We start from the raw sequence: 19720 nt of genomic DNA, 5'->3' as shown, positions 1-19720 counted from the left end.
TAGCGATTAGCGATTAGCGATTAGCGATTAGCGATTAGCGATTAGCGATTAGCGATTAGCGATTAGCGATTAGCGATTAGCGATTAGCGATTAGCGATTAGCGATTAGCGACCCAGTATAAAACACACTAGTTCCGTTATTACAAGTATGAAAAAAGCAAAAAAAAACTGCAGCATAAATGCTACAGTCTTATTATTAATATCTAGCCGAAACTAGATAGAAATATTAGCCAACTACTGAAACGTTTTCAGCTTGAGGACCTTTCTGACCTTGAGTCACAGTGAAAGATACTTTCTGACCTTCGTCTAGAGTTTTGAAACCGTCAGAGTTGATAGCACGGAAGTGAACGAATACGTCTGGACCAGACTCTTGCTCGATAAATCCGAAACCTTTGTCAGAGTTGAACCACTTAACAACACCAGTAACTTGAGACATGATATAAATCCTGTAAAATATATAATTAAAGCCTTAACGGCGGTAAAGCTGGAAAATGCCGGTATTACTTATGTTCACAGGACGAAACTGGTCGTATTGAAACACATAAATATAAGCCCAACCTTCAAGCTAACTAGACTATAAACCATTCTCAGAATAAGTCAACAAACATCAAGGAAAGGTCAATATTTTTTTGATGTTTAAACCGAACGGTTTATCTATGAGCATCAATTAGTTATTTGTCTGATTTAATCAGTTGCTGATTGTTCGCGCTGGTGAATTTCGATTTTAAAATCGATTTCACATTCGAGCCCTTGCTCTATTATTTGCCGTTTTTGCATGTCACTTAACTTCCATGCGTAAGGCGTCATACTCAAGAAGTGCTGAATATCATCTGTTTGCGATAACGTTAGCTGATAAGACAATGATTCATGTGAAAGATAATGAAACCCTTCTAGTACCAGCGATTCTTGCGGATGTAATCTTGGTTGGCTGTAGATCTTTTGTTTCAATGCGTAATGGTGCATCGGGCCTGGCGAAACAGTAATGAGTATACTGCCCGGTTTCATGACCCGCTGCAGTTCTTCTACTTTTGATGGGGCATAAATTCTAATCGCTAAGTCTATACTGTTATCTGCAAATGGCATTTCAAAAACACTTGCGACACAAAATTGTAAGTCACTATAGCGCTTGGCAGCCGACTTAATCGCCGATTTAGAGATATCTAGACCAAATAACTGACACTGCCCAGCAGATGTTTTTTGTATGGTTTCAAATAAACGATGACTGTAATAGCCTTCACCACAACCAATATCTAACAGCGTTTCTGCCTGTGGGTGATATTGAACAGCCAATTGATTCACTTTGTCACTCAGCGGTTGATAAAACCCTTTATTGAGAAATTCTCGCCTGGCGATCATCATCTCTTTGTTATCACCTGGGTCTTTGGTTTTTTTCTTTTGCACAGGCAATAAATTTACGTAACCTTCTTTTGCATTATCAAATTGATGCCGTTGGGGACATACCCAACTTTTATCGAATAAGGTTAACGGTGCTGAACAAATAGGACAAATATAGGGCATGGGTAGGCTCAAAAGGTAATATTACATTCCGTCATCAGACAATTTATTCACCATATCTGACACGTCTTTGGGTGCGAGTAACTCAAAACAATCTAGCTTTCGCTGCAATTGCTCAATATTACTCAGTTGCTCATTAGACGAACGACCTAAATTGGGCCGCTCTAAAGATTGATGGTATGTTCTGAGCAACCACTGGTGTTTATTTTGCAATAAATGATCAAGCTTTAACAGCTCAGTTGATACACCTGGATGAATTTTACCCGACTCACCTTTTAAGTATTCGCGCAAATCACGTCTAACTTGTTCAACTTCACTGATATGCACAGCCAGCATTGATGACGGTTCATCGTAATCAAATTTTCGCCCTAAAATCGCTTTGGCCATCACTAAAGCTTGAGGTTCACTTAAAATACGTAAGTCTTGTTCAAGGGAGATTAATTCAAAGCGAGTACAAGAACCTAGGCTAAAGTAAACATGTTCATCGGCTTGGATATTAACCGTAATACCTTCTCTGAGTTGCTCAATACACACTCTTGGTGCAATCCCCATCATCGGATACAAACGTGCGCCTTGTCCGAGCGAGCGCATCTGATCATATTTGTCAGCAACATGATGTGTATTGTGATAACACAGTTCAACAAAAGGTTGATGACGCACAATCAATGTGGCTTCTAGGGCGCTAACTTGGCTTACGACAAATTCAGCGATGGGATTGGTCATTGCCGATAGCACTAACAAGTCACTTACAGAGTCTAACAAGCGAATCGTTAACAACGTGGGTTGTTTGATTTCACTGACAATAGGCTGAGTAAATATATGTTGGTGCATTTAATATCCTGTTTTAAACGACGCTACTTGTATAATTTATCTTACTTATTAACGATAAACTAGCAAACCGACAGCGATCCTAATAAAAATCGAAATTTAACGCTATTATCAATTTGATGCTTATCAATGTTAATATGCCTGCAACCGCGAAAAGGATCTTATTTTTATTATGGTAAATGCAATTCAACCCACCCTATTCTGGCACGATTATGAAACCTTTGGCGCTAACCCGGCCAAAGACCGTCCATCGCAATTTGCAGGGATCAGAACCGACCTTGACCTGAACATTATCGGTGAACCAGAAACATTTTATTGCAAACAATCACCTGATTATTTACCGGCACCCGAAGCCATTCTCATTACTGGGATCACCCCACAGTTGGCAAACATGAAAGGCATACCAGAAGCTGAATTTATGCGCCGGATCCATTCATTATTTAGCCAACCTAATACCTGTGTTGTCGGTTATAATTCATTACGCTTTGACGACGAAGTCACCCGTTATGGTTTTTACCGTAACTTTATTGACCCCTACGGACGAGAGTGGCAAAACGGTAATTCTCGCTGGGACATTATCGATTTAGTCAGAGCCTGTTACGCCTTTAGACCTGATGGAATTAATTGGCCTTTAAAAGAAGATGGAACACCTAGCTTTAAATTAGAGCTATTAACGCAAGCCAATGGCCTTAGCCATGAAAAGGCCCATGATGCAATGAGTGATGTGTATGCCACCATCGCCATGGCAAAACTTATCAAAGAAAAACAGCCTAAATTATATGAGTATTATTTTAATTTACGTCGTAAACAAGCCGTTGCCGAACATATTGACGTATTAAAAATGAATCCATTAGTGCATGTAAGCTCAAAAATAAGTGCCTTACATGGTTGCACAACTCTTATTGCACCGGTTGCTTACCACCCGACCAATAAAAATGCTGTTATTTGTATTAATCTCGCCATGGATGTTTCACCATTGCTCGAATTGTCAGCACAAGAAATCAGCGACAGAATGTACACCCCAAGGCATGAATTAGGTGAAACTGAGCTGCCAATTCCCATAAAACAAGTCCACCTTAACAAATGTCCCTTTATTGGTTCACCAAAATTACTTGACGACGAGGTGGCTGCAAAATTACAGTTTGATAAAGACTTTGCTCGTGAACAGTATAAGCGCTTAAAAAATCATCCAGAAATACGAGAAAAGCTTAATCAAGTATTTGAGTTAGAGTCGGATCGTCAGCCAATTACCGACCCCGATTTAATGTTATACAGTGGTGGTTTTTTCAGCCCTGCTGATAAAACCAAAATGGACATTATTTGCCATACCGAGCCGCGTAATCTTGCGGCGTTAGCATTGCAATTTGATGATCCGCGCATTGATGAAATGCTATTTCGTTTCCGGGCACGTAACTATCCAGAAACTTTGTCCGATAATGAAGCTCGACGCTGGCGCGATTTTTGCCAACAACGACTTTCGGATACCGATTATGTGATTAATCTCGAAAACTTGGTCGAAGAAACCAGCGAGAATGAATCCAAACAAAAGTTACTTAAAGCCCTATATCAATACTTACAGTCATTATAGTGAATTATCACTTTGCCCGATTTATTTCATTTAAGGATTAAGGGAATGCAAAATCGATTTTTAGACAGCATTACTCAACTAGACAAACCATTAGCAACAGCACTTGCACCATTACTTCATGACCAATTTTGCGGTCATATAGATGCCAGTCAATTTGCTATGTTAGTTGCCGCCAGTGGCAAGCCAGAAGAACAAGTATTAATGGATTTATTGCCAATTGCCGCCGCACTTGCTAACCCACCTATCAGTGAGTTTTATGTAGGCGCTATTGCTAAAGGCGCCAGTGGCGACCTTTACATGGGTGCAAACTTAGAGCTTCCTGGAGAAGCACTGTTTCACAGTGTGCATGCAGAACAAAGTGCCATTAGTCATGCTTGGTTAAGTGGCGAAACAGAAATTGTTGATATTATTGTTAACTTTAGCCCATGTGGACATTGTCGCCAATTTATCAATGAGTTAGTCAATAGCAGCAAAATTAATATTCATCTACCTAAGCAAGAAACAAAGCCACTATCTCACTACTTGCCTTATGCATTTGGTCCGGCTGATTTAGATGTTACTCAACCTTTATTGTGCAAGCGTGAAAAAGAATTTAGCCTAAATTCTGACGACCCAATGATTATTGAAGCGTTAGATCAAGCAGGTTTAAGCTACGCGCCTTACACAAACAGCAACGCCGCAGTCGTGCTTGAAACCAATGATGGCGCAACATTTTGTGGTAGATATGCCGAGAACGCGGCATTTAACCCGTCAATGCAACCAATGCAAATGGCGTTATCGAACTTAATTAGACACAACCGTCAATACAGCGAAATTAAACGTGCGGTATTGATTGAGTCATCTGAAGGAAAAATTAGCCTTGTCGGTGCCGCTATGGATGCGCTACATGCAATTGCAGCCATTGAATTAGAGCACATTGTTGTCGAGCCCATGCCGGCTTAACTGTGCGGCAGCATCTCTAAAAGGCGCCTAGTTGCGCCTTTTTTATTTAATCCATACTGATTAATTATCATTTATAGGACATCCAATCAAACCATTAACATGCTAGTCTTAAACAGGATTAAATGACTTTATGCATCACTTAACTACGCAATGAAACCCTAGACAAAAGCTACGAGTGAGTCACTATTGCGCATATTTACGATAAAACGGATTTTCATTTTTTTACTGCTATGCACAGTAGGATTAGTATGGGCCATTGTCGAGAATGCTAAGCCACTAACAGTAAAACTACTCAACAACTTACTGGCAGAAAGCCACATTGAAGTCCTTAACTTTGATGCTGAATACGTTTCATTAAATCATCTTTATATTCCCAGGCTGATCCTAAAAATTGAAGACAGCCACATTGCAGTACAAGAGTTTACTCTCGAGCTGCGCGACAGTTTTCAAATCCTAAAAAACCAACAACTTAATGCTGATGATATTGTCAGTATCAACACTCAAAGCGTGTATGTCGACTTAGGTGAAAGCTTTTTTATTAGACAAGCACAACAAACCGAAGACTCACCTGCCACCTTACAACTGCCCCTAACCAAACTGCCAATGATTAATTTAGGCAATATCGACATTAATTTGCCGATTTTAGATAACGCACAGACAATTGAACATCGCTTAAGCATGGAGAAGCTGACGCTGTCAGAAACAGGAAAACTCAACACCAAGTGGTACTTTGATGAGTTTCCGCTATTTAGTGTTGATGCCACGTTAAATAAACAACATTGGCAGTTTGACACCTTGGTCGATTTAGGCTCAAGTTATCAAGGACTTCTGTCATTACAACAATACTTAACCTTACTGCATGAAAAACAATTTAAGGCCGATCTTCACAGCAATAATCTATTAAGCAGCTTACACACAAAACTGACACAAGCACTCGATCCAATAAGCCAGCAGCAAGTCTCTTTGCAAGGTCAATGGACAACACACACCACACTCAATTTGCTCACGGGTGAGCTAAATAGCCAGCAATCCATCAGCGATTTATCGTTACATTCTGCACGCTGGCCAAGTGTGTTTTTTACGCCAAAACAACCGATCCATTTTACCCTAGACATAGGCACGTATCCGCTAAATGACCCATTTAAGCAACCTGAAACACATCACCCTATCGACACTTTAGCGCTAAAATTAGCCATTGCACCTATCCATTATCACACGAGCCCGAGTGACGCCGACATCAATCAATTAATCGAATTATTGATAGCAGATCCCAAACGTCGGCAAAGCCTGAGCCAACTTGTACAATACTTTGCCCCATCTTCTGAGCACCCCCAAATAGCCATGACCATGTCACAAGCTATTGAAGTGACAATCCCACTGGACGACACTGCTAGCGCACAAGTCAGCATTCCAGACATCAGATTAAGCCTTACAGGGTCTCGCCTACAGACTCAATTGTCATTAAGCCATCTTCAAGCCAATAGCCAACAACAATGGCGTAGTGATATCCAATGGGAGACGACACTGGGAGAGTCAAATCCCACAACAAAACAACCCCAAACTATTGACATAAAAGCAATATTACCAGAAGTCGACATAGAGCAGCTTAGCTTTGAGGCGGCATCGATTAAGCTCAGCGGCACCATAGAAAGTCTACATACGGATGATATCAGCCTAGCGTTACACCCAAGTTCAGCTATGACATTAACTGCTGTGAACGTAGCGCACCAAGATGGTGATAAAACCAAACATAGCATTCAAACAAATAGCGCTGCACAACTTGCTTCTTTAGCACTAAACTTATCCGAAACATCTACCATTCGTAAAAGCCAGCAACTCGATATTCAGTTGGCGCCCTTTAGTGTCACGGCAAAACAATTTATTGGCCAGCACATTGTCCGTCAGCAAAATGCCAAAACAATCACAACTTATGCCACAGTCAATCAGGCAAGTATAGATGTGCAACGCGCGGTGAGCTTTGCCTTAAAAGATGATCAAAACATCGAGCAAGCCATGACGCAATGGCTACAAACTGCGGCAGAAAATCACCTGATTTGGCGTATCAAGCAACTTGATGCCGTGAAACAAATAGGCAAGAGTCGTCGCCAACCCTTAGTTGCATTGAACAACATTAATGTGCAACAACAGCTCAATTTATCAAAAGGCTTATTAGTAGGCCGCGAACAGTGGCAATTAGATACCCTAACATTAAGCAGCTATCATTTATTGAAATTTGCAGACAGCAAAAGCCCGCTTGCTTTAGCAGGCCAATGGACATTTGACAGCGATATCGAAAAAGCACTTAACACACTTAAAAAAGTACAGCCATTACCAGAGAACTTCAACCTGCAAGGCCACAGTCACTTAGTGGCAGGTTTTGCGCTGAGTGAGCTAAATAACAGCAGCCAATTTGAAATGAAAATTCAGCAACAACTTTCATCATTATCAGGTCGCTTAGCAGGCAACGCTTTTATTGGCGGTGATGTGTTTGCACAGTGTCAATTTAACTGGCAACAGCTACATGACAAACCAAACACACCAGTGGCAGAGCAACACTTTGCCCAAAGTAAGTTAGTGTGCCCTCAAACCGCAATCAGTGTACAAAAAGCCAATGTCGGTCTGTTAATGACCAATCTGAATATGCAAGCCAACATCGAATTAACCAAAGACGGGAATAAAGACCCCGAAAACTGGCTGCAACAAATTACGGGGTTAAGTGAAACCAACGTCAGTTTAACAGCCAGGGGCGACATGCTAGACGGTCGTTTTTTACTTCCTGAATTTGTGCTCAAATTACATGAAAAATCCCATGGGTATTTATTACTGCAAGAACTCAGTTTGGCTACATTCTTAGAAGAACAGCCTCAAGTAGGAGTCAAAGCCAGCGGCATATTTGATGGCGTACTCCCAGCCGAAGTGGTCGACGGTAAAGTCACCATAGCAGGCGGTAAGCTTGCCGCCCGTTCACCTGGTGGATTAATTGAAGTGGCAGGAAATCCTGCAATGGATCAACTGCAATTATCGCAGCCTTATTTAGAATTAGTCTTTACAGCCCTTGAGCACCTTAACTACACTGAATTGTCGAGCACTTTTGATATGAACCCTAATGGCGATGCATTTATTCATGTGGGTGTTAAAGGCAAAAGCCGTGATGTTGAGCGCCCCGTTCATCTCAACTACAACCACCAAGAAAATTTAATTCAACTGTACAAAAGCACTCAGATTGGTAATCAATTACAAAATAAAATTGAGACTAAAGTTCAGTAACATAAGCTTAGGGTCTGTTGATCTTTCAAGGTTGTTTTTGCAGCGAATTGTTGGCCATTTGTATAAGGCAGAGACTTTGAGGTGTAGTATTCTACATAAAAAGTCGATAACGCAGTAAAAATGACCAACAAACGCTGCCCACAGGGTTCGGCTAAAAACGTTTTACTCTTTGTTGAACAGATTTTGCTTAGGTGGCTAGGCTTTAATCCATTCGCCTCGATTAAAACGTTTTTAACTCGAACAAAATTCAACCAGCAAAGATCAACAGACCCTAGGCCCTAAAAGGAAATCTACGTGAATTATTTGTCGACATACAGTGTCAGAATTTCAATTATATTGACGTCTTTATTGATGTCAGCTTGCACGCCAACAGTAAAAATTGATCCGCCTGACAAACCCATTGTTATCAATCTCAATGTCAAAATAGAACATGAAATCAAAATAAAAGTCGATAAAGAACTGGACACCTTGATTGAAAATGACGAATTATTTTAGGCTGGAAACTCAATGAAATCATTATCAAAAATAGTGACACTACTTTGTGTCACCAGCTTATTATGGTGTTCAAATGCCTGGGCTTTAACATTGCAACAGGCCAAATCGTCGGGATGGGTAGGCGAACAAACGAATGGCTATTTAGGCATAGTGATTGATACACAAGAAGTGCAAGCCTTGGTATTGTCGGTTAACGCTAAACGCAAAGCACATTATCAAGCGATTGCGCAGCGTAACCATATAAAAATTGAAACCGTGGCCAAACTAGCCGCCCAAAAAGCCATAGAAGTTGCCGAAACAGGACACCTTATACAAACACCACAAGGCCTATGGATAACAAAGTAAACGGCACAAATACATGATAAAAAAGACTCATTACATGGTGGCCATGGTCCAATAATCTAAGCGTTTTTGTGGGTCATCAACAAGCGCTTTACACGAATCTTTATATTGCGCCATTAATCCACCTAAGTTATTGGATCCCGCTAATTTTTCAATTTGTTTTTGTTTTGCACTAATCAGATCTTTGTCGACTTGCTCTGGACTACGGTACTTTCCGGCAAGAGTAATGGTATCACGCGCAGAAGCAGTTAAACGCTCCCCTACCGCCTTCATTTGCGGCGCATTCATTGCGCCAATGGCTTCGGAGCTAATTTGGTAGTATGCGGCGCACTCAATTAATTCGTCGGTAAAGGCTTTTTCTGCTGCATCTTCTGCACAAGCTGTAGCGCTAATACACACACATACCGATGCAAAAATCCACGTTGCGGGTTTAAACATTGTCTTATTTACCTTGTATAAATTACACATGAGCACATCGTATATCAATCGTGGCTAAATTGAAAAGTATCAATGTATTGACAATAAAATACAGACGAAGATAAAAGGGAAAAGAGTGGCAAAAACAAATAGACACAGATAACCATTGCAATGATAGCGTATGTTATCTGTGCCGTTGGTAATGCTAAGCGTTAGGTTTAAAAACCGTGGTTGGCATTGCTAACCCGAAACCAACCCGCAATACTATTACGTGTTTTAAATGTTGGGCGAACTTCGTGAGGAAAGCGTTCACTTAAAAACAATACTAGTGTGCCAATTTGTGGGGTTACTATGTCTAAGGTTTGATCAAGCTCATCATAAATAACTAATTCGCCGCCATCACTTTCTTGCCATTCTGGATTTAAAAAAAACACCGTCGATAAAATACGATTTTGGCTACCGTGCAAGGCATCGACATGTTTTTTATAAAACGCACCAGGCTCATACACAGCATAATGGCTCTCAAAGTCAAATAACCCCATAAACAAGCGGCGATTTAACCCTTCTTTTAACTGTTCCATAATAGATAAATACTCACGATCAGTATGATCTTGATTATCTAACCAGCTAATTTTATCCGAGCGAATTTCGGTATTGATTTGCTGTTCAATACCTCGACCAATAGCGGCTTTTTTAAAATTAATATCTTGCTCTGCTTGCATTTTTTCAAGCAAGGCTAAGCTTACATAATCAGGAATGATGTCAGATAAAAGAATGTATCCTTTATCGACTAACGCATCTGCGATCACATCCAGCATTGCTTCACTTACTTGCGAAACCATACATGCTACATCCAACAGAAAGACTACGCTTTATACTTTACTCAAGGACTCATAAAAGAGGTTAAGAGCCTGATTTTCGAGGGGGCGTCGTTACAAGGTATGATTGCCATACCTCAGTTATTTAGGGCGATTTTATAGAATAAAACCACACTAAACAACAAATTTTAATTCATTTAAAAACAGCACCTTACACTTAGCCTTATAGTTGACTATGGGCCAGTACCGACTGATTTTCTTCAGCCTTCTCTGGGCTATCATCTGTCAACTCTGTGGTTGCGGCTAAATGGCTTTGGTGTAACTTCAATGCTAAATATAAATCCGATCTGATGACAATTCCCTCTTCACCAGAGACCATATCGGTTTGTTCAAACCAACTGAGCAGTTGTCGTTTTCTGCCAGCTAACACCAAGCTCACACCTCGTTTACGCAAAAGCGCCTCAATATCAGTGAGCATTGCCATCACAGAAAGATCTAAATGGGTAAAACACGGCACAGCATCAATCATCACACAATCAACGGGTTCAAGCTGATTTTGCCTTGCAAAACGTTCAAGTAATCTGCGTTTAAAGTAGGTTGAGTTAAAGTAAGTGAGTGGTGAATTAAAACGATAAATAAATACTCCAGGTACTGCAGTTGCTTTATCGCTTCCGTCTATGCTGCGAATAATGCCTTTAGAGTCCAGCCCTAGCACTTGATCTGTCGGGCGCATAACGGTTCGTAAAAACTGAAAAAGCCCCAATAATACCGCTAACGTAATCCCTGGGATAACCCCAATAAATAGCACCGCAAATAATGTGGTTAAGGCTAAGTAAAATGCTTGACGATCACGCAGGCGTAATACCCAAATGGCTTTAAAATCGATAAGGTGTACTGAGGCAATAACCAACACAACGCCCAATGCAGCACTTGGAATGTATTCAAGCGGTGCCGTTAAAAACACCGCCACAATGGCAATTAATACTGCCGCAATCACAGACACTAACTGGGTTTTACCGCCATTTGCGTCGTTAACGGCTGTACGAGAGTCTGCACCACTTACGGCAAATCCTTGTGACAAGGCAGAGGCAATATTGGCTAATCCTAAAGCTTTAAACTCTTTATCTGCATCAATATCATAACCATTTTTGGCAGCAAAACTGCGTGCAGTAAGCATCATGCTAACAAAGCTGACCATCGCTAAGTTCAGTGCTGGCATCACTAACTCTCGAGCAATACCTATATTAAATGCAGGCGTTTGAAATGAAGGGAGGCCGCCGGCAACGGAACCAATTACAGCGATATCATACTCAGTGAGCTTGAATAACCACACCAACAATGCACCCACAGCAATGGCAAACATAGACGCTGGCCAGGCGGGTTTAATCCGTTTCATGACAAAATAAACAATGACCGTAAGAATGGCCATTAAAAACGTAGGAATATGGGTTTGAGAAAGGTAACTAGGCGCACCACCTAAACGTTCTAATAAGTACTTTTCATCAAAGGTAAAGCCAAAAATCTTTGAGAATTGTCCAACAATAATCGTAATAGCAACACCGTTTAATAGCCCCATTAAAATCGGTTTAGACAAAAAGTCTGCTAACACGCCTAATTTAAATCGGCTGGCAATTAAACACCAAAAACCCGTCATCACCGTCATGGTCATCACTAATTGCCAATGCATTAGGCTATCGCCAGCAGCTAATGGCGTCACCACCGCAGCAATAACGGCACAGGTTGCCGCATCTGGGCCAACAATAAGCTGTCTTGATGTTCCAAACAAGGCATAAACCAGCATAGGGAGTACACAAGAATACAAGCCAACAGCGGCATTAACCCCTGTAAGTTGTGCATAGGCAATGGCAACGGGTAACGCAACGGCAGCAACCGATAACGCAGCGGTTACATCGTCTTTAAGCCAACTTTTTTCATATCGGGCAAAGGTTTCTAAACCAGGCATAAACGCATACAATCGACTTAAAATCACAACGACTCCACCGCAATTACTTTGATACTTATCATAGTTTTATTTCAAATTAATTACGACATAATCAATCGAACAAAACAGGTAAATTTTTGTTAACAATGGTAAATAACCTGAGCTCGGGATAATAAATGCCTTTCAAATAGTCCTTTGCCCTGCTCACTGCGTTGAATCGACTTACAATAGGCTAGCTATTGACGCGTCAATTCGCCTTGTTAGCAGAACAAATGACAAGCTTGAAAGTGACAATGGGTAACATGTTGATTTTAAATAGTATAAGTTCATCCCTTATCCCGAATTCAGGTTAAATATATCTCTTATGTAGAGGTATGATGAAATCACGTCGCAATGTAAAACCCAGCTCATTTTATGCCTCAGCACCCAATCTTACGGTGGGTATATTGCGCAAAAAGGCCGCAATAAAGCGCAAAAATCGCTCCCCTAACGAGGGTCTGTTCATCATTCAAGGATGTTTTGCAGCCAATTGTTGGCCATTAATTAAATATGAGCGACAAGACAGACACGTTGAAGTATCGTCATGCTGCACAAAAAGTTGATAACGCTGTAAAAATGGCCAACAAACGCTGCTTAAAAGATTCGGCTAAAAACGTCTTACTCTAAGTGAATAACCCACTACGAATAACGAGTTGCGAAGTTGACTAGGCATCAATTCATTTGCTTCAATTGACACGTTTTAACTTCAACAACATACACCTAGCAAAGAACAGCAAGCCCTAAATTTGCTTACAAAAAGCCAACTCAAACAGCACCATTGCATGCTAGACTGTTGCCTCTTTTGCGTACAATGCGTTTTAGGTTTATCTTCTCCCAGAGGTTTTTGTGGTATCGCCAATCAAATCAACATCATCCCCTAACGTAACAAGCATTCCTCATTTGGCAATGTTGATCCCAATGTTGGCAGCGATTGTAGCGATCACGCCTTTAGCCATCGACATGTATTTGCCTGCCATGTCAGTTTTGGCCTTGGGGTTTGATGCCGACATCACCACAGTGCAGCAATCATTAAGCATTTATTTAGCCGGTTATGCAGTAGGCATGCTCACGTTTGGGCCATTAGCAGACAAAATCGGTAGACGGCCATTAGTGATTTTTGGATTATCAGGTTTTACCGTCATCAGCTTACTGATTGCATTAAGCATCAGTATTGAACAATTTTTACTGTTGCGGTTTGCTCAAGCCTTTATTGGTGCGGCCGCGACCGTTGTGGTTCCCGGATATATTAAAGAAGTGTACGGCGATAACACCGCTAAAGGCATGTCTTATGTCAGCTTAATCATGATGTTGGCCCCCTTACTTGCTCCAACATTAGGTAGCCTTATTATGGAATTGGGCGACTGGCACTTAATCTTTTTAAGTCAAAGTTGTTATGCCATTACCTTGTTGGCACTGGTGCTGTTTAAATTAAAAATGCCCAGCGATAAAGATAACAACAGCCGAAGTCAACAGTCGTTTTTACGCGCTTACTACACAGTGTTTTCAAGAGATGGCGTAAAATTCAACATCACAAGTGGCGTTTTGACCTCATTTGCGTTTTTTTGCTACTTAACAGCATCGCCCTTTGTGTACATGGAAGTGTTTAATTTAGATAAATCATTATTCGCTATTTTATTTAGCACCAATGTGGGTGCGCTCATGTTAGCTAATATTGTCAATTCACGTATTGTGAGCCGATATGGTTCAAAACGTATGCTACATGTGGCGACAGTATTTGGGTTAATTTCGGCGGTTGGTCTGTTAATGGTGAACCTGCTTGATTTGAGTTATCACTATACTGTGCTCATGTTAATCCCATTAATGGGATCGCTTGGGATTATGTCGGTTAATGCTGATGCCATTGTTCTCTTAAAATTTAAGCAAGAAACTGGCACGGCAACAGCTGTTATAGGCACATTACGTTTTGGTTTTGGCGCTGCTGCAGGGCCATTACTGGCCTTTTTTTATGACGGAAGTGCACTGCCCTTTTCGGCATTAATGCTAGGGGCGGTGTTTCTTGTTGGTGTGTGTCAATTTTTACAAAGCCGTTTAGCCAGGGCCTGTTGACATTTCAAGGTTGTTTTTGCAGCGAATTGTTGGCCATTACTCATATACAAGTGCGCGGCGGAGGCTTTGAGGTGTAGTTATTCTACATAAAAAGTCGATAACGCAGTAAAAATGACCAACAAACGCTGCCCACAGGGTTCGGCTAAAAACGTTTTACTCTTTGTTAAACGATGCTTTACAAATAAAGAGTTGCTTAGGTGACTAGGCTACAATCCATTCGCCTCGATTAACACGTTTTTAACTCGAACAAAATTCAACCAGCAAAGATCAACAGGCCCTAGAAGTTAAACATAATCTTATTCAATGGGCAGTTAACCTAATATTGTGCGTTACATGCATCGTCAATTTACCATTAAGGCCATCCTAGTTGATGGCCTTAATGTTGTTATTGGTTATTAAACCGCTCTTTGCTTAACGCCATCATTCAACACCCGCAACAAATCACAACCATGAATTAAATTCAAGCTGGAAATATATTTAACTAAAAGGGTTGAAGTAAATTTTAATTTACATACTATGTACTCAAGTGATTCACGGAGTCACTTAATGAACAAGTCGTTGAAATTAACTACTGTTAGTTTCAATTGTCGAGTTTGAATTACCCTTCAAACTTATTTTTAAAGCGATTACCGTCGTTGTATAACAAGATACTGTTTACCATACGGTAACTTAAAAAGGACTCATTTCATGGAAAAGCTTTCTGGTGCGAGCATGATCGTACGATCTTTAATCGACGAGGGCGTTAGCCACATCTTCGGTTATCCCGGTGGTTCTGTTTTAGACATCTATGATTCTCTTCATAAAATAGCAGGCGTTGAACATATTCTTGTTCGTCACGAACAAGCAGCCGTTCACATGGCTGACGGTTACGCACGTGCAACGGGTAAGGTCGGTGTTGTGCTAGTGACATCTGGCCCGGGGGCAACTAACGCCATTACCGGTATTGCCACAGCCTACATGGATTCAATACCATTAGTTGTATTATCAGGCCAGGTACCAAGTAACCTAATTGGTAATGACGCATTCCAAGAATGTGACATGATTGGTATCTCTCGCCCTGTGGTTAAACACAGCTTTTTAGTGAAAGACGCAAAAGACATCCCTGAAATTGTCAAAAAAGCCTTTTTTATTGCATCAACAGGCCGCCCTGGCCCCGTGGTTATCGACATCCCTAAAGATTGTTTAAGTCCAGATATTCTTCACGACTATGTGTATCCTGACAGCGTTAAAATGCGCTCATACAACCCCACCACAACAGGCCATAAAGGCCAAATTCGTCGAGGTTTGCAAGCCTTATTAGCAGCCAAAAAACCTGTGTTGTATGTAGGTGGCGGGGCTGTTATATCAGGTTGTGATGCACAAATTCTTAAACTTGCCGAACGGTTGAATATTCCGGTAATTAGTACACTTATGGGCCTTGGCGCATTTCCGGGTTCGCACAAGCAAAGTTTAGGTATGCTTGGTATGCACGGCTGTTACGAAGCCAACATGGCCATGCACAATACCGATTTAATTTTTGGTATTGGGGTTCGTTTTGACGACCGAACCACCAATAATGTAGAAAAATACTGCCCTAACGCGACAATTTTACACATCGATATCGATCCTTCATCTATTTCAAAAACCGTTCGTGTCGATATCCCGATTGTAGGTTCTGCAGACAACATTCTAGACAGCATGTTAGAACTGTTAGATGAAACTAACGAGACAAATGATAATGAGGCGTTATCAACATGGTGGCGTGAAATTGACATCTGGCGTTCACGTAAAAGTTTAGAGTTTGACCGCACAAGCAACCGCATTAAACCACAGCAAGTCATTGAAACCTTGCATAAGCTAACTAATGGTGATGCCTATGTTGCCTCTGACGTTGGCCAGCACCAAATGTTTGCCGCACTGTACTACCCATTTGATAAACCGCGTCGCTGGATTAACTCTGGTGGACTGGGCACCATGGGATTTGGTTTACCAGCGGCCATGGGTGTTAAGATGGCATTTCCTGATGAAACCGTGGTTTGTGTCACGGGTGACGGTTCGATTCAGATGAACATTCAAGAGCTATCAACGGCTTTACAATATGACACGCCAGTTAAAATTATTAACTTAAACAATCGTTTTCTTGGAATGGTTAAGCAATGGCAAGACATGATTTACTCTGGCCGCCATTCACAATCTTACATGGACTCAGTGCCTAATTTTGCCAAAATTGCCGAAGCTTATGGCCATGTTGGTATGAACATCACTCACCCTGACGAACTTGAGTCTAAACTGGCAGAAGCATTAGCCATGAAAGACAAACTTGTCTTTGTGGATATTAGCGTAGATGAAACCGAACACGTTTACCCAATGCTGATCCGCGGCGGTGCAATGAACGAAATGTGGTTAAGCAAAACGGAGAAAAGCTAATGCGTCGTATTATTTCTGTATTACTTGAAAACCAACCAGGCGCATTGTCACGAGTTGTTGGTCTGTTTTCACAGCGCGGTTATAACATTGAAAGTTTAACGGTAGCACCGACCGAAGACACTACGCTGTCAAGACTCAACATTACGGTTATTGCAGATGAGTCGGTATTAGAACAAATTGAAAAACAACTGCACAAGTTAATCGACATTTTAAAAGTAGCCAATATCACAGAGTCGGCCCATATTGAACGCGAAATCGCGCTAGTGAAGGTTAAAGCACAAGGTGATCAGCGCGAAGAAGTGAAGCGAACGGCTGATATTTTTAGAGGCCAGATTGTCGATGTGACAGCTAATTTATATACCATTCAGATGGTCGGCACTAGCGAAAAAATTGACGCCTTTATTCACTCTCTTGGTGACAGCACTAAAGTGATCGAAATTTCTCGCTCGGGTGTCGTTGGCTTAGCTCGCGGTGAAAAATCAATGCGCGCATAATAGTCAAACTCAAACCATTAAAAAACCGCCTAGCACCTTAAAGTCTAGGCGTTTTTTATGGGTAATTCATAATGCCGGATTTTTAGCAGTCCAGGCTTTGTCTAGCTCATCATTGTCAGCCAATAAGTCGCGCGTCATTAAGGTTTCTAACTCTGCATGCTTTTGCTGATAATGAGAAATATAATGCTCTTCTTCGCAATGCCATTGGTACAGCTCTGGCATCATCTCGCCATCTTTTTTACGGAAAATCCGCGCTAAACGGTAAGCTTCATAAGGGTCAACACCTAATTGTTGCAACGCATCTTGGCCTAACGCCAAAGCACTGCCAAAGGTTTCACGGCGAATATGATCAATGTTCAATTCCATCAATTTAAAACAGGCATGACGGTCATGCGCATTTACCACTATCTTAAGGTGTGGATAGTGCTTTTTAACCAATTCGATCAACATGGTGGACTTAGTAATATCACCAATGGTTATCACTAATAATTTAGCTTCTTTGGCACCAGCTGCTTCAAGCAAGTCTAAACGGGTAATGTCACCATAATACACTTCATAGCCAAGCTTGCGCAGCACATCAACGTTGGTTGCGTCATGGTCAATTATCACAGGTTTAACGCCTGCAGAAATTAAAAACCTGCCTAAATCAGTACCTAAACGCCCAAAACCGGCCAAAATAACCTCATGACCACTGTGGCTGATGATGTCAGCTTCACGCGCATTTATTTGGGTTTCATCTTTGGATATGGCACGTTTTTCATAGGCCATAAACATTAATGGGGTTAAAAACATTGATATGGCTACCGCAGAGATTAACGGCTCGACAGTATCGGCGCCCAGCACACCATTAACCTTGGCAAATTGAAATAACACAAAGGCAAATTCACCACCTTGTGCTAAAGCAACGGCAAATAATGCCCTGTCTTTTTTAACCACCTTAAATAACTTACCCACCACGATTAATATCAGCCACTTAATCACAATTAAGCCTGCGGTCAAGCCAGCAATGAGCGCCAGGTTATCGCCAATTAACGTGAAATTAAGACTGGCGCCAATTGAAATAAAAAACACCCCAAGCAATAACCCTTTAAAGGGTTCAATATCGCTTTCAAGCTCATGACGGTATTCACTGTCTGCTAACACCACGCCAGCCAAAAATGTGCCTAATGCAGGCGACAAGCCTACAACATTCATTAATAATGAAATCCCAACCACCAGCGCTAATGCCGCCGCGACAAAAATCTCTCTTACCCCTGTTGCTGCAATGGCCCTAAAAATCGGTCTACTGCCATAACGGCCTAGCACTAAAATTGATACCACGGCTAGCACGGTGGCAATCACCTGCAAATAAGCTGGCAAGGTATTAATATCAAACAATACTGAACCATGATGATCACCCTCCCCTAGGGCTAGTGTTGCCAGCAATGGCATAAATGCCAACATAGGGATAACGGCTAAATCTTGAAACAACAACACCGAAAATACCGAACGCCCAGGCGCGGTATTCATTAACGCTTTTTCTTTAAGCGTTTGTAGCACAATGGCAGTTGAAGATAATGACAAAATCAACCCAACAGCAAGAGCTTGTTGCCAGGGTAAAGCCCACAATGCGATGGCCGCCATGACAATACTCGACAACACCACTTGCATCCCGCCCATGCCTAAAATGGGTGTACGCATTTGCCATAGCATAGAAGGCCTTAACTCTAAGCCCACTAAAAATAGCATCATCACAACACCAAATTCAGTTAAATGCATGACCTCTTCAACATCACCAATCAGTGAAATCCCAAACGGACCAATGATCATCCCAGCAATAAGGTAACCGAGCACCGAACCTAGGCCTAAACGCTTAGCCACAGGGACGGCAATAGCTGACGCGGCGAGGAAAATAAATAACTGCAGTAAAAAGTATTCCATTTTTATGGCCTTAAAATAGTCTCATCTAAATGTGAATTTAAAAATTCGTTTTGTTGAGCCTTGTCTTTATTGAATAAATCATCACGAATCGCCATAACCACACGTCGATAATCTTCAGCGTGGTTCGTGACTTGCGCGAGAGGTAATCCACGATGCACGCCCATTACAGCAAATGGCGGTAACCAGTCCATTAAACACAAATGAGCGGTGGCACGCATAGGTGAGGTTAACTCGCCAAGCGTAAACTGGTTGGCCCCTTGTGCATGGTATGTTGTTGCATCACCACCTGCCGTGATTGCCTGAAAAAACCACTTCCCCTTTAATGCCGTGCCGGTTTTGCCATAGGCCCAACCGTGCTCTAGCACTAAATCTAACCACTCTTTCACTATTGCCGGTGTTGAATACCAATAAAAAGGGTGCTGAAAGATAATCACATCATGACTTTCGCACAGCGTTTGTTCTCGAGCGACATCAATTAAAAAATCAGGATAATTGGCGTACAAATCATTAATAGTCACACCGTCAAGATTTTCGACTGCCGCCCTAAGTTGTGAATTAATGTTAGAACGCCCCTTGGCTGGATGGGCAAAGTTGATCAATATCTTTTTCATGGTGCTTCCTAAAAAAATCCATAATGGCTG

The 19720-nt window shown here is 41.5% G+C and carries 16 protein-coding genes and 1 pseudogene; 8 read left to right on the top strand and 9 right to left on the bottom strand.

The window, feature by feature from the left end; translation table 11 throughout:
* Positions 1-225 precede the first annotated feature (225 nt).
* From L2703_RS10605 to L2703_RS10595, 3 genes are all read right to left on the bottom strand, one after another.
* The gene (locus tag L2703_RS10605; RefSeq protein ID WP_011496716.1) at positions 226-435 is read right to left on the bottom strand and encodes a cold-shock protein; all 210 of its coding nucleotides are present in this window, start codon (positions 433-435) and stop codon (positions 226-228) included.
* Between the two features lie 248 nt (positions 436-683).
* Positions 684-1517: a 23S rRNA (guanine(745)-N(1))-methyltransferase gene (gene rlmA, locus L2703_RS10600; protein WP_248971059.1), complete on the bottom strand. Its 834-nt coding sequence runs from the start codon at positions 1515-1517 to the stop codon at positions 684-686.
* Positions 1518-1538: 21 nt separating this feature from the next.
* On the bottom strand, positions 1539-2345 hold the full coding sequence (locus L2703_RS10595) for a hypothetical protein (RefSeq protein WP_248971058.1): 807 nt from the start codon (positions 2343-2345) through the stop codon (positions 1539-1541).
* A gap of 169 nt (positions 2346-2514) precedes the next feature.
* On the opposite strand from L2703_RS10595, the gene sbcB reads away from it, so the two are divergent.
* The 3 genes from sbcB (at position 2515) to L2703_RS10580 (ending at position 8139) form a co-directional block, all read left to right on the top strand.
* A complete protein-coding gene (sbcB, locus tag L2703_RS10590) occupies positions 2515-3930 on the top strand; it encodes an exodeoxyribonuclease I (RefSeq protein WP_248971057.1) in 1416 nt (471 codons plus the stop codon).
* A gap of 45 nt (positions 3931-3975) precedes the next feature.
* Positions 3976-4872 (top strand): cytidine deaminase, encoded by an 897-nt coding sequence (gene cdd, locus L2703_RS10585; RefSeq protein ID WP_248971056.1) that lies wholly within the window; start codon positions 3976-3978, stop codon positions 4870-4872.
* Between the two features lie 186 nt (positions 4873-5058).
* Positions 5059-8139 (top strand): intermembrane phospholipid transport YdbH family protein, encoded by a 3081-nt coding sequence (locus tag L2703_RS10580; protein ID WP_248971055.1) that lies wholly within the window; start codon positions 5059-5061, stop codon positions 8137-8139.
* On the opposite strand, the pseudogene L2703_RS10575 reads toward L2703_RS10580, so the two are convergent.
* Positions 8107-8360 (bottom strand): annotated as a pseudogene (locus L2703_RS10575) (hypothetical protein). The gene L2703_RS10580 and the pseudogene L2703_RS10575 sit on opposite strands and share 33 nt — an antisense overlap.
* Before the next feature lie 130 nt (positions 8361-8490).
* Between L2703_RS10575 and L2703_RS10570 the strand changes: the two are divergent.
* Entirely contained in the window at positions 8491-8634 is a 144-nt protein-coding gene (locus L2703_RS10570; RefSeq protein WP_248971065.1) for a YnbE family lipoprotein, read from the top strand.
* Between the two features lie 12 nt (positions 8635-8646).
* Positions 8647-8979 (top strand): YdbL family probable chaperone protein, encoded by a 333-nt coding sequence (locus L2703_RS10565; protein ID WP_248971054.1) that lies wholly within the window; start codon positions 8647-8649, stop codon positions 8977-8979.
* 30 nt (positions 8980-9009) lie between these two features.
* Here L2703_RS10565 and L2703_RS10560 read toward each other — a convergent pair whose 3' ends face one another.
* The 3 genes from L2703_RS10560 to L2703_RS10550 form a co-directional block, all read right to left on the bottom strand.
* Complete coding sequence (locus L2703_RS10560; protein ID WP_248971053.1) at positions 9010-9414, bottom strand: hypothetical protein; 405 nt, start codon at positions 9412-9414, stop codon at positions 9010-9012.
* Positions 9415-9611: 197 nt separating this feature from the next.
* Entirely contained in the window at positions 9612-10235 is a 624-nt protein-coding gene (locus tag L2703_RS10555) for a 2OG-Fe(II) oxygenase (protein ID WP_248971052.1), read from the bottom strand.
* 199 nt (positions 10236-10434) lie between these two features.
* The gene (locus L2703_RS10550; RefSeq protein WP_248971064.1) at positions 10435-12174 is read right to left on the bottom strand and encodes a SulP family inorganic anion transporter; all 1740 of its coding nucleotides are present in this window, start codon (positions 12172-12174) and stop codon (positions 10435-10437) included.
* A gap of 924 nt (positions 12175-13098) precedes the next feature.
* Here L2703_RS10550 and L2703_RS10545 point away from each other — a divergent pair.
* From L2703_RS10545 to ilvN, 3 genes are all read left to right on the top strand, one after another.
* On the top strand, positions 13099-14259 hold the full coding sequence (locus tag L2703_RS10545; protein ID WP_248971063.1) for a multidrug effflux MFS transporter: 1161 nt from the start codon (positions 13099-13101) through the stop codon (positions 14257-14259).
* A gap of 687 nt (positions 14260-14946) precedes the next feature.
* Positions 14947-16665, top strand: a complete 1719-nt coding sequence (locus L2703_RS10540) for an acetolactate synthase 3 large subunit (protein ID WP_248971051.1) — start codon at positions 14947-14949, stop codon at positions 16663-16665.
* Complete coding sequence (gene ilvN, locus L2703_RS10535; protein WP_248971050.1) at positions 16665-17159, top strand: acetolactate synthase small subunit; 495 nt, start codon at positions 16665-16667, stop codon at positions 17157-17159. Before L2703_RS10540 ends, ilvN begins: the two co-directional genes overlap by 1 nt.
* A gap of 66 nt (positions 17160-17225) precedes the next feature.
* On the opposite strand, the gene L2703_RS10530 is transcribed toward ilvN, so the two are convergent.
* Complete coding sequence (locus L2703_RS10530) at positions 17226-19079, bottom strand: monovalent cation:proton antiporter-2 (CPA2) family protein (protein WP_248971049.1); 1854 nt, start codon at positions 19077-19079, stop codon at positions 17226-17228.
* A 2-nt stretch (positions 19080-19081) separates the two neighbouring features.
* Positions 19082-19690 carry an NAD(P)H-dependent oxidoreductase gene (locus tag L2703_RS10525; RefSeq protein WP_248971048.1) on the bottom strand — a complete coding sequence of 203 codons (609 nt, stop codon included), beginning with the start codon at positions 19688-19690 and terminating at the stop codon, positions 19082-19084.
* Positions 19691-19720 lie beyond the last annotated feature (30 nt).

This window comes from Shewanella basaltis, assembly GCF_023283885.1.
GTDB classification, from domain to species: domain Bacteria; phylum Pseudomonadota; class Gammaproteobacteria; order Enterobacterales; family Shewanellaceae; genus Shewanella; species Shewanella basaltis.
This window is presented reverse-complemented; position numbering and strand designations above follow the sequence as displayed.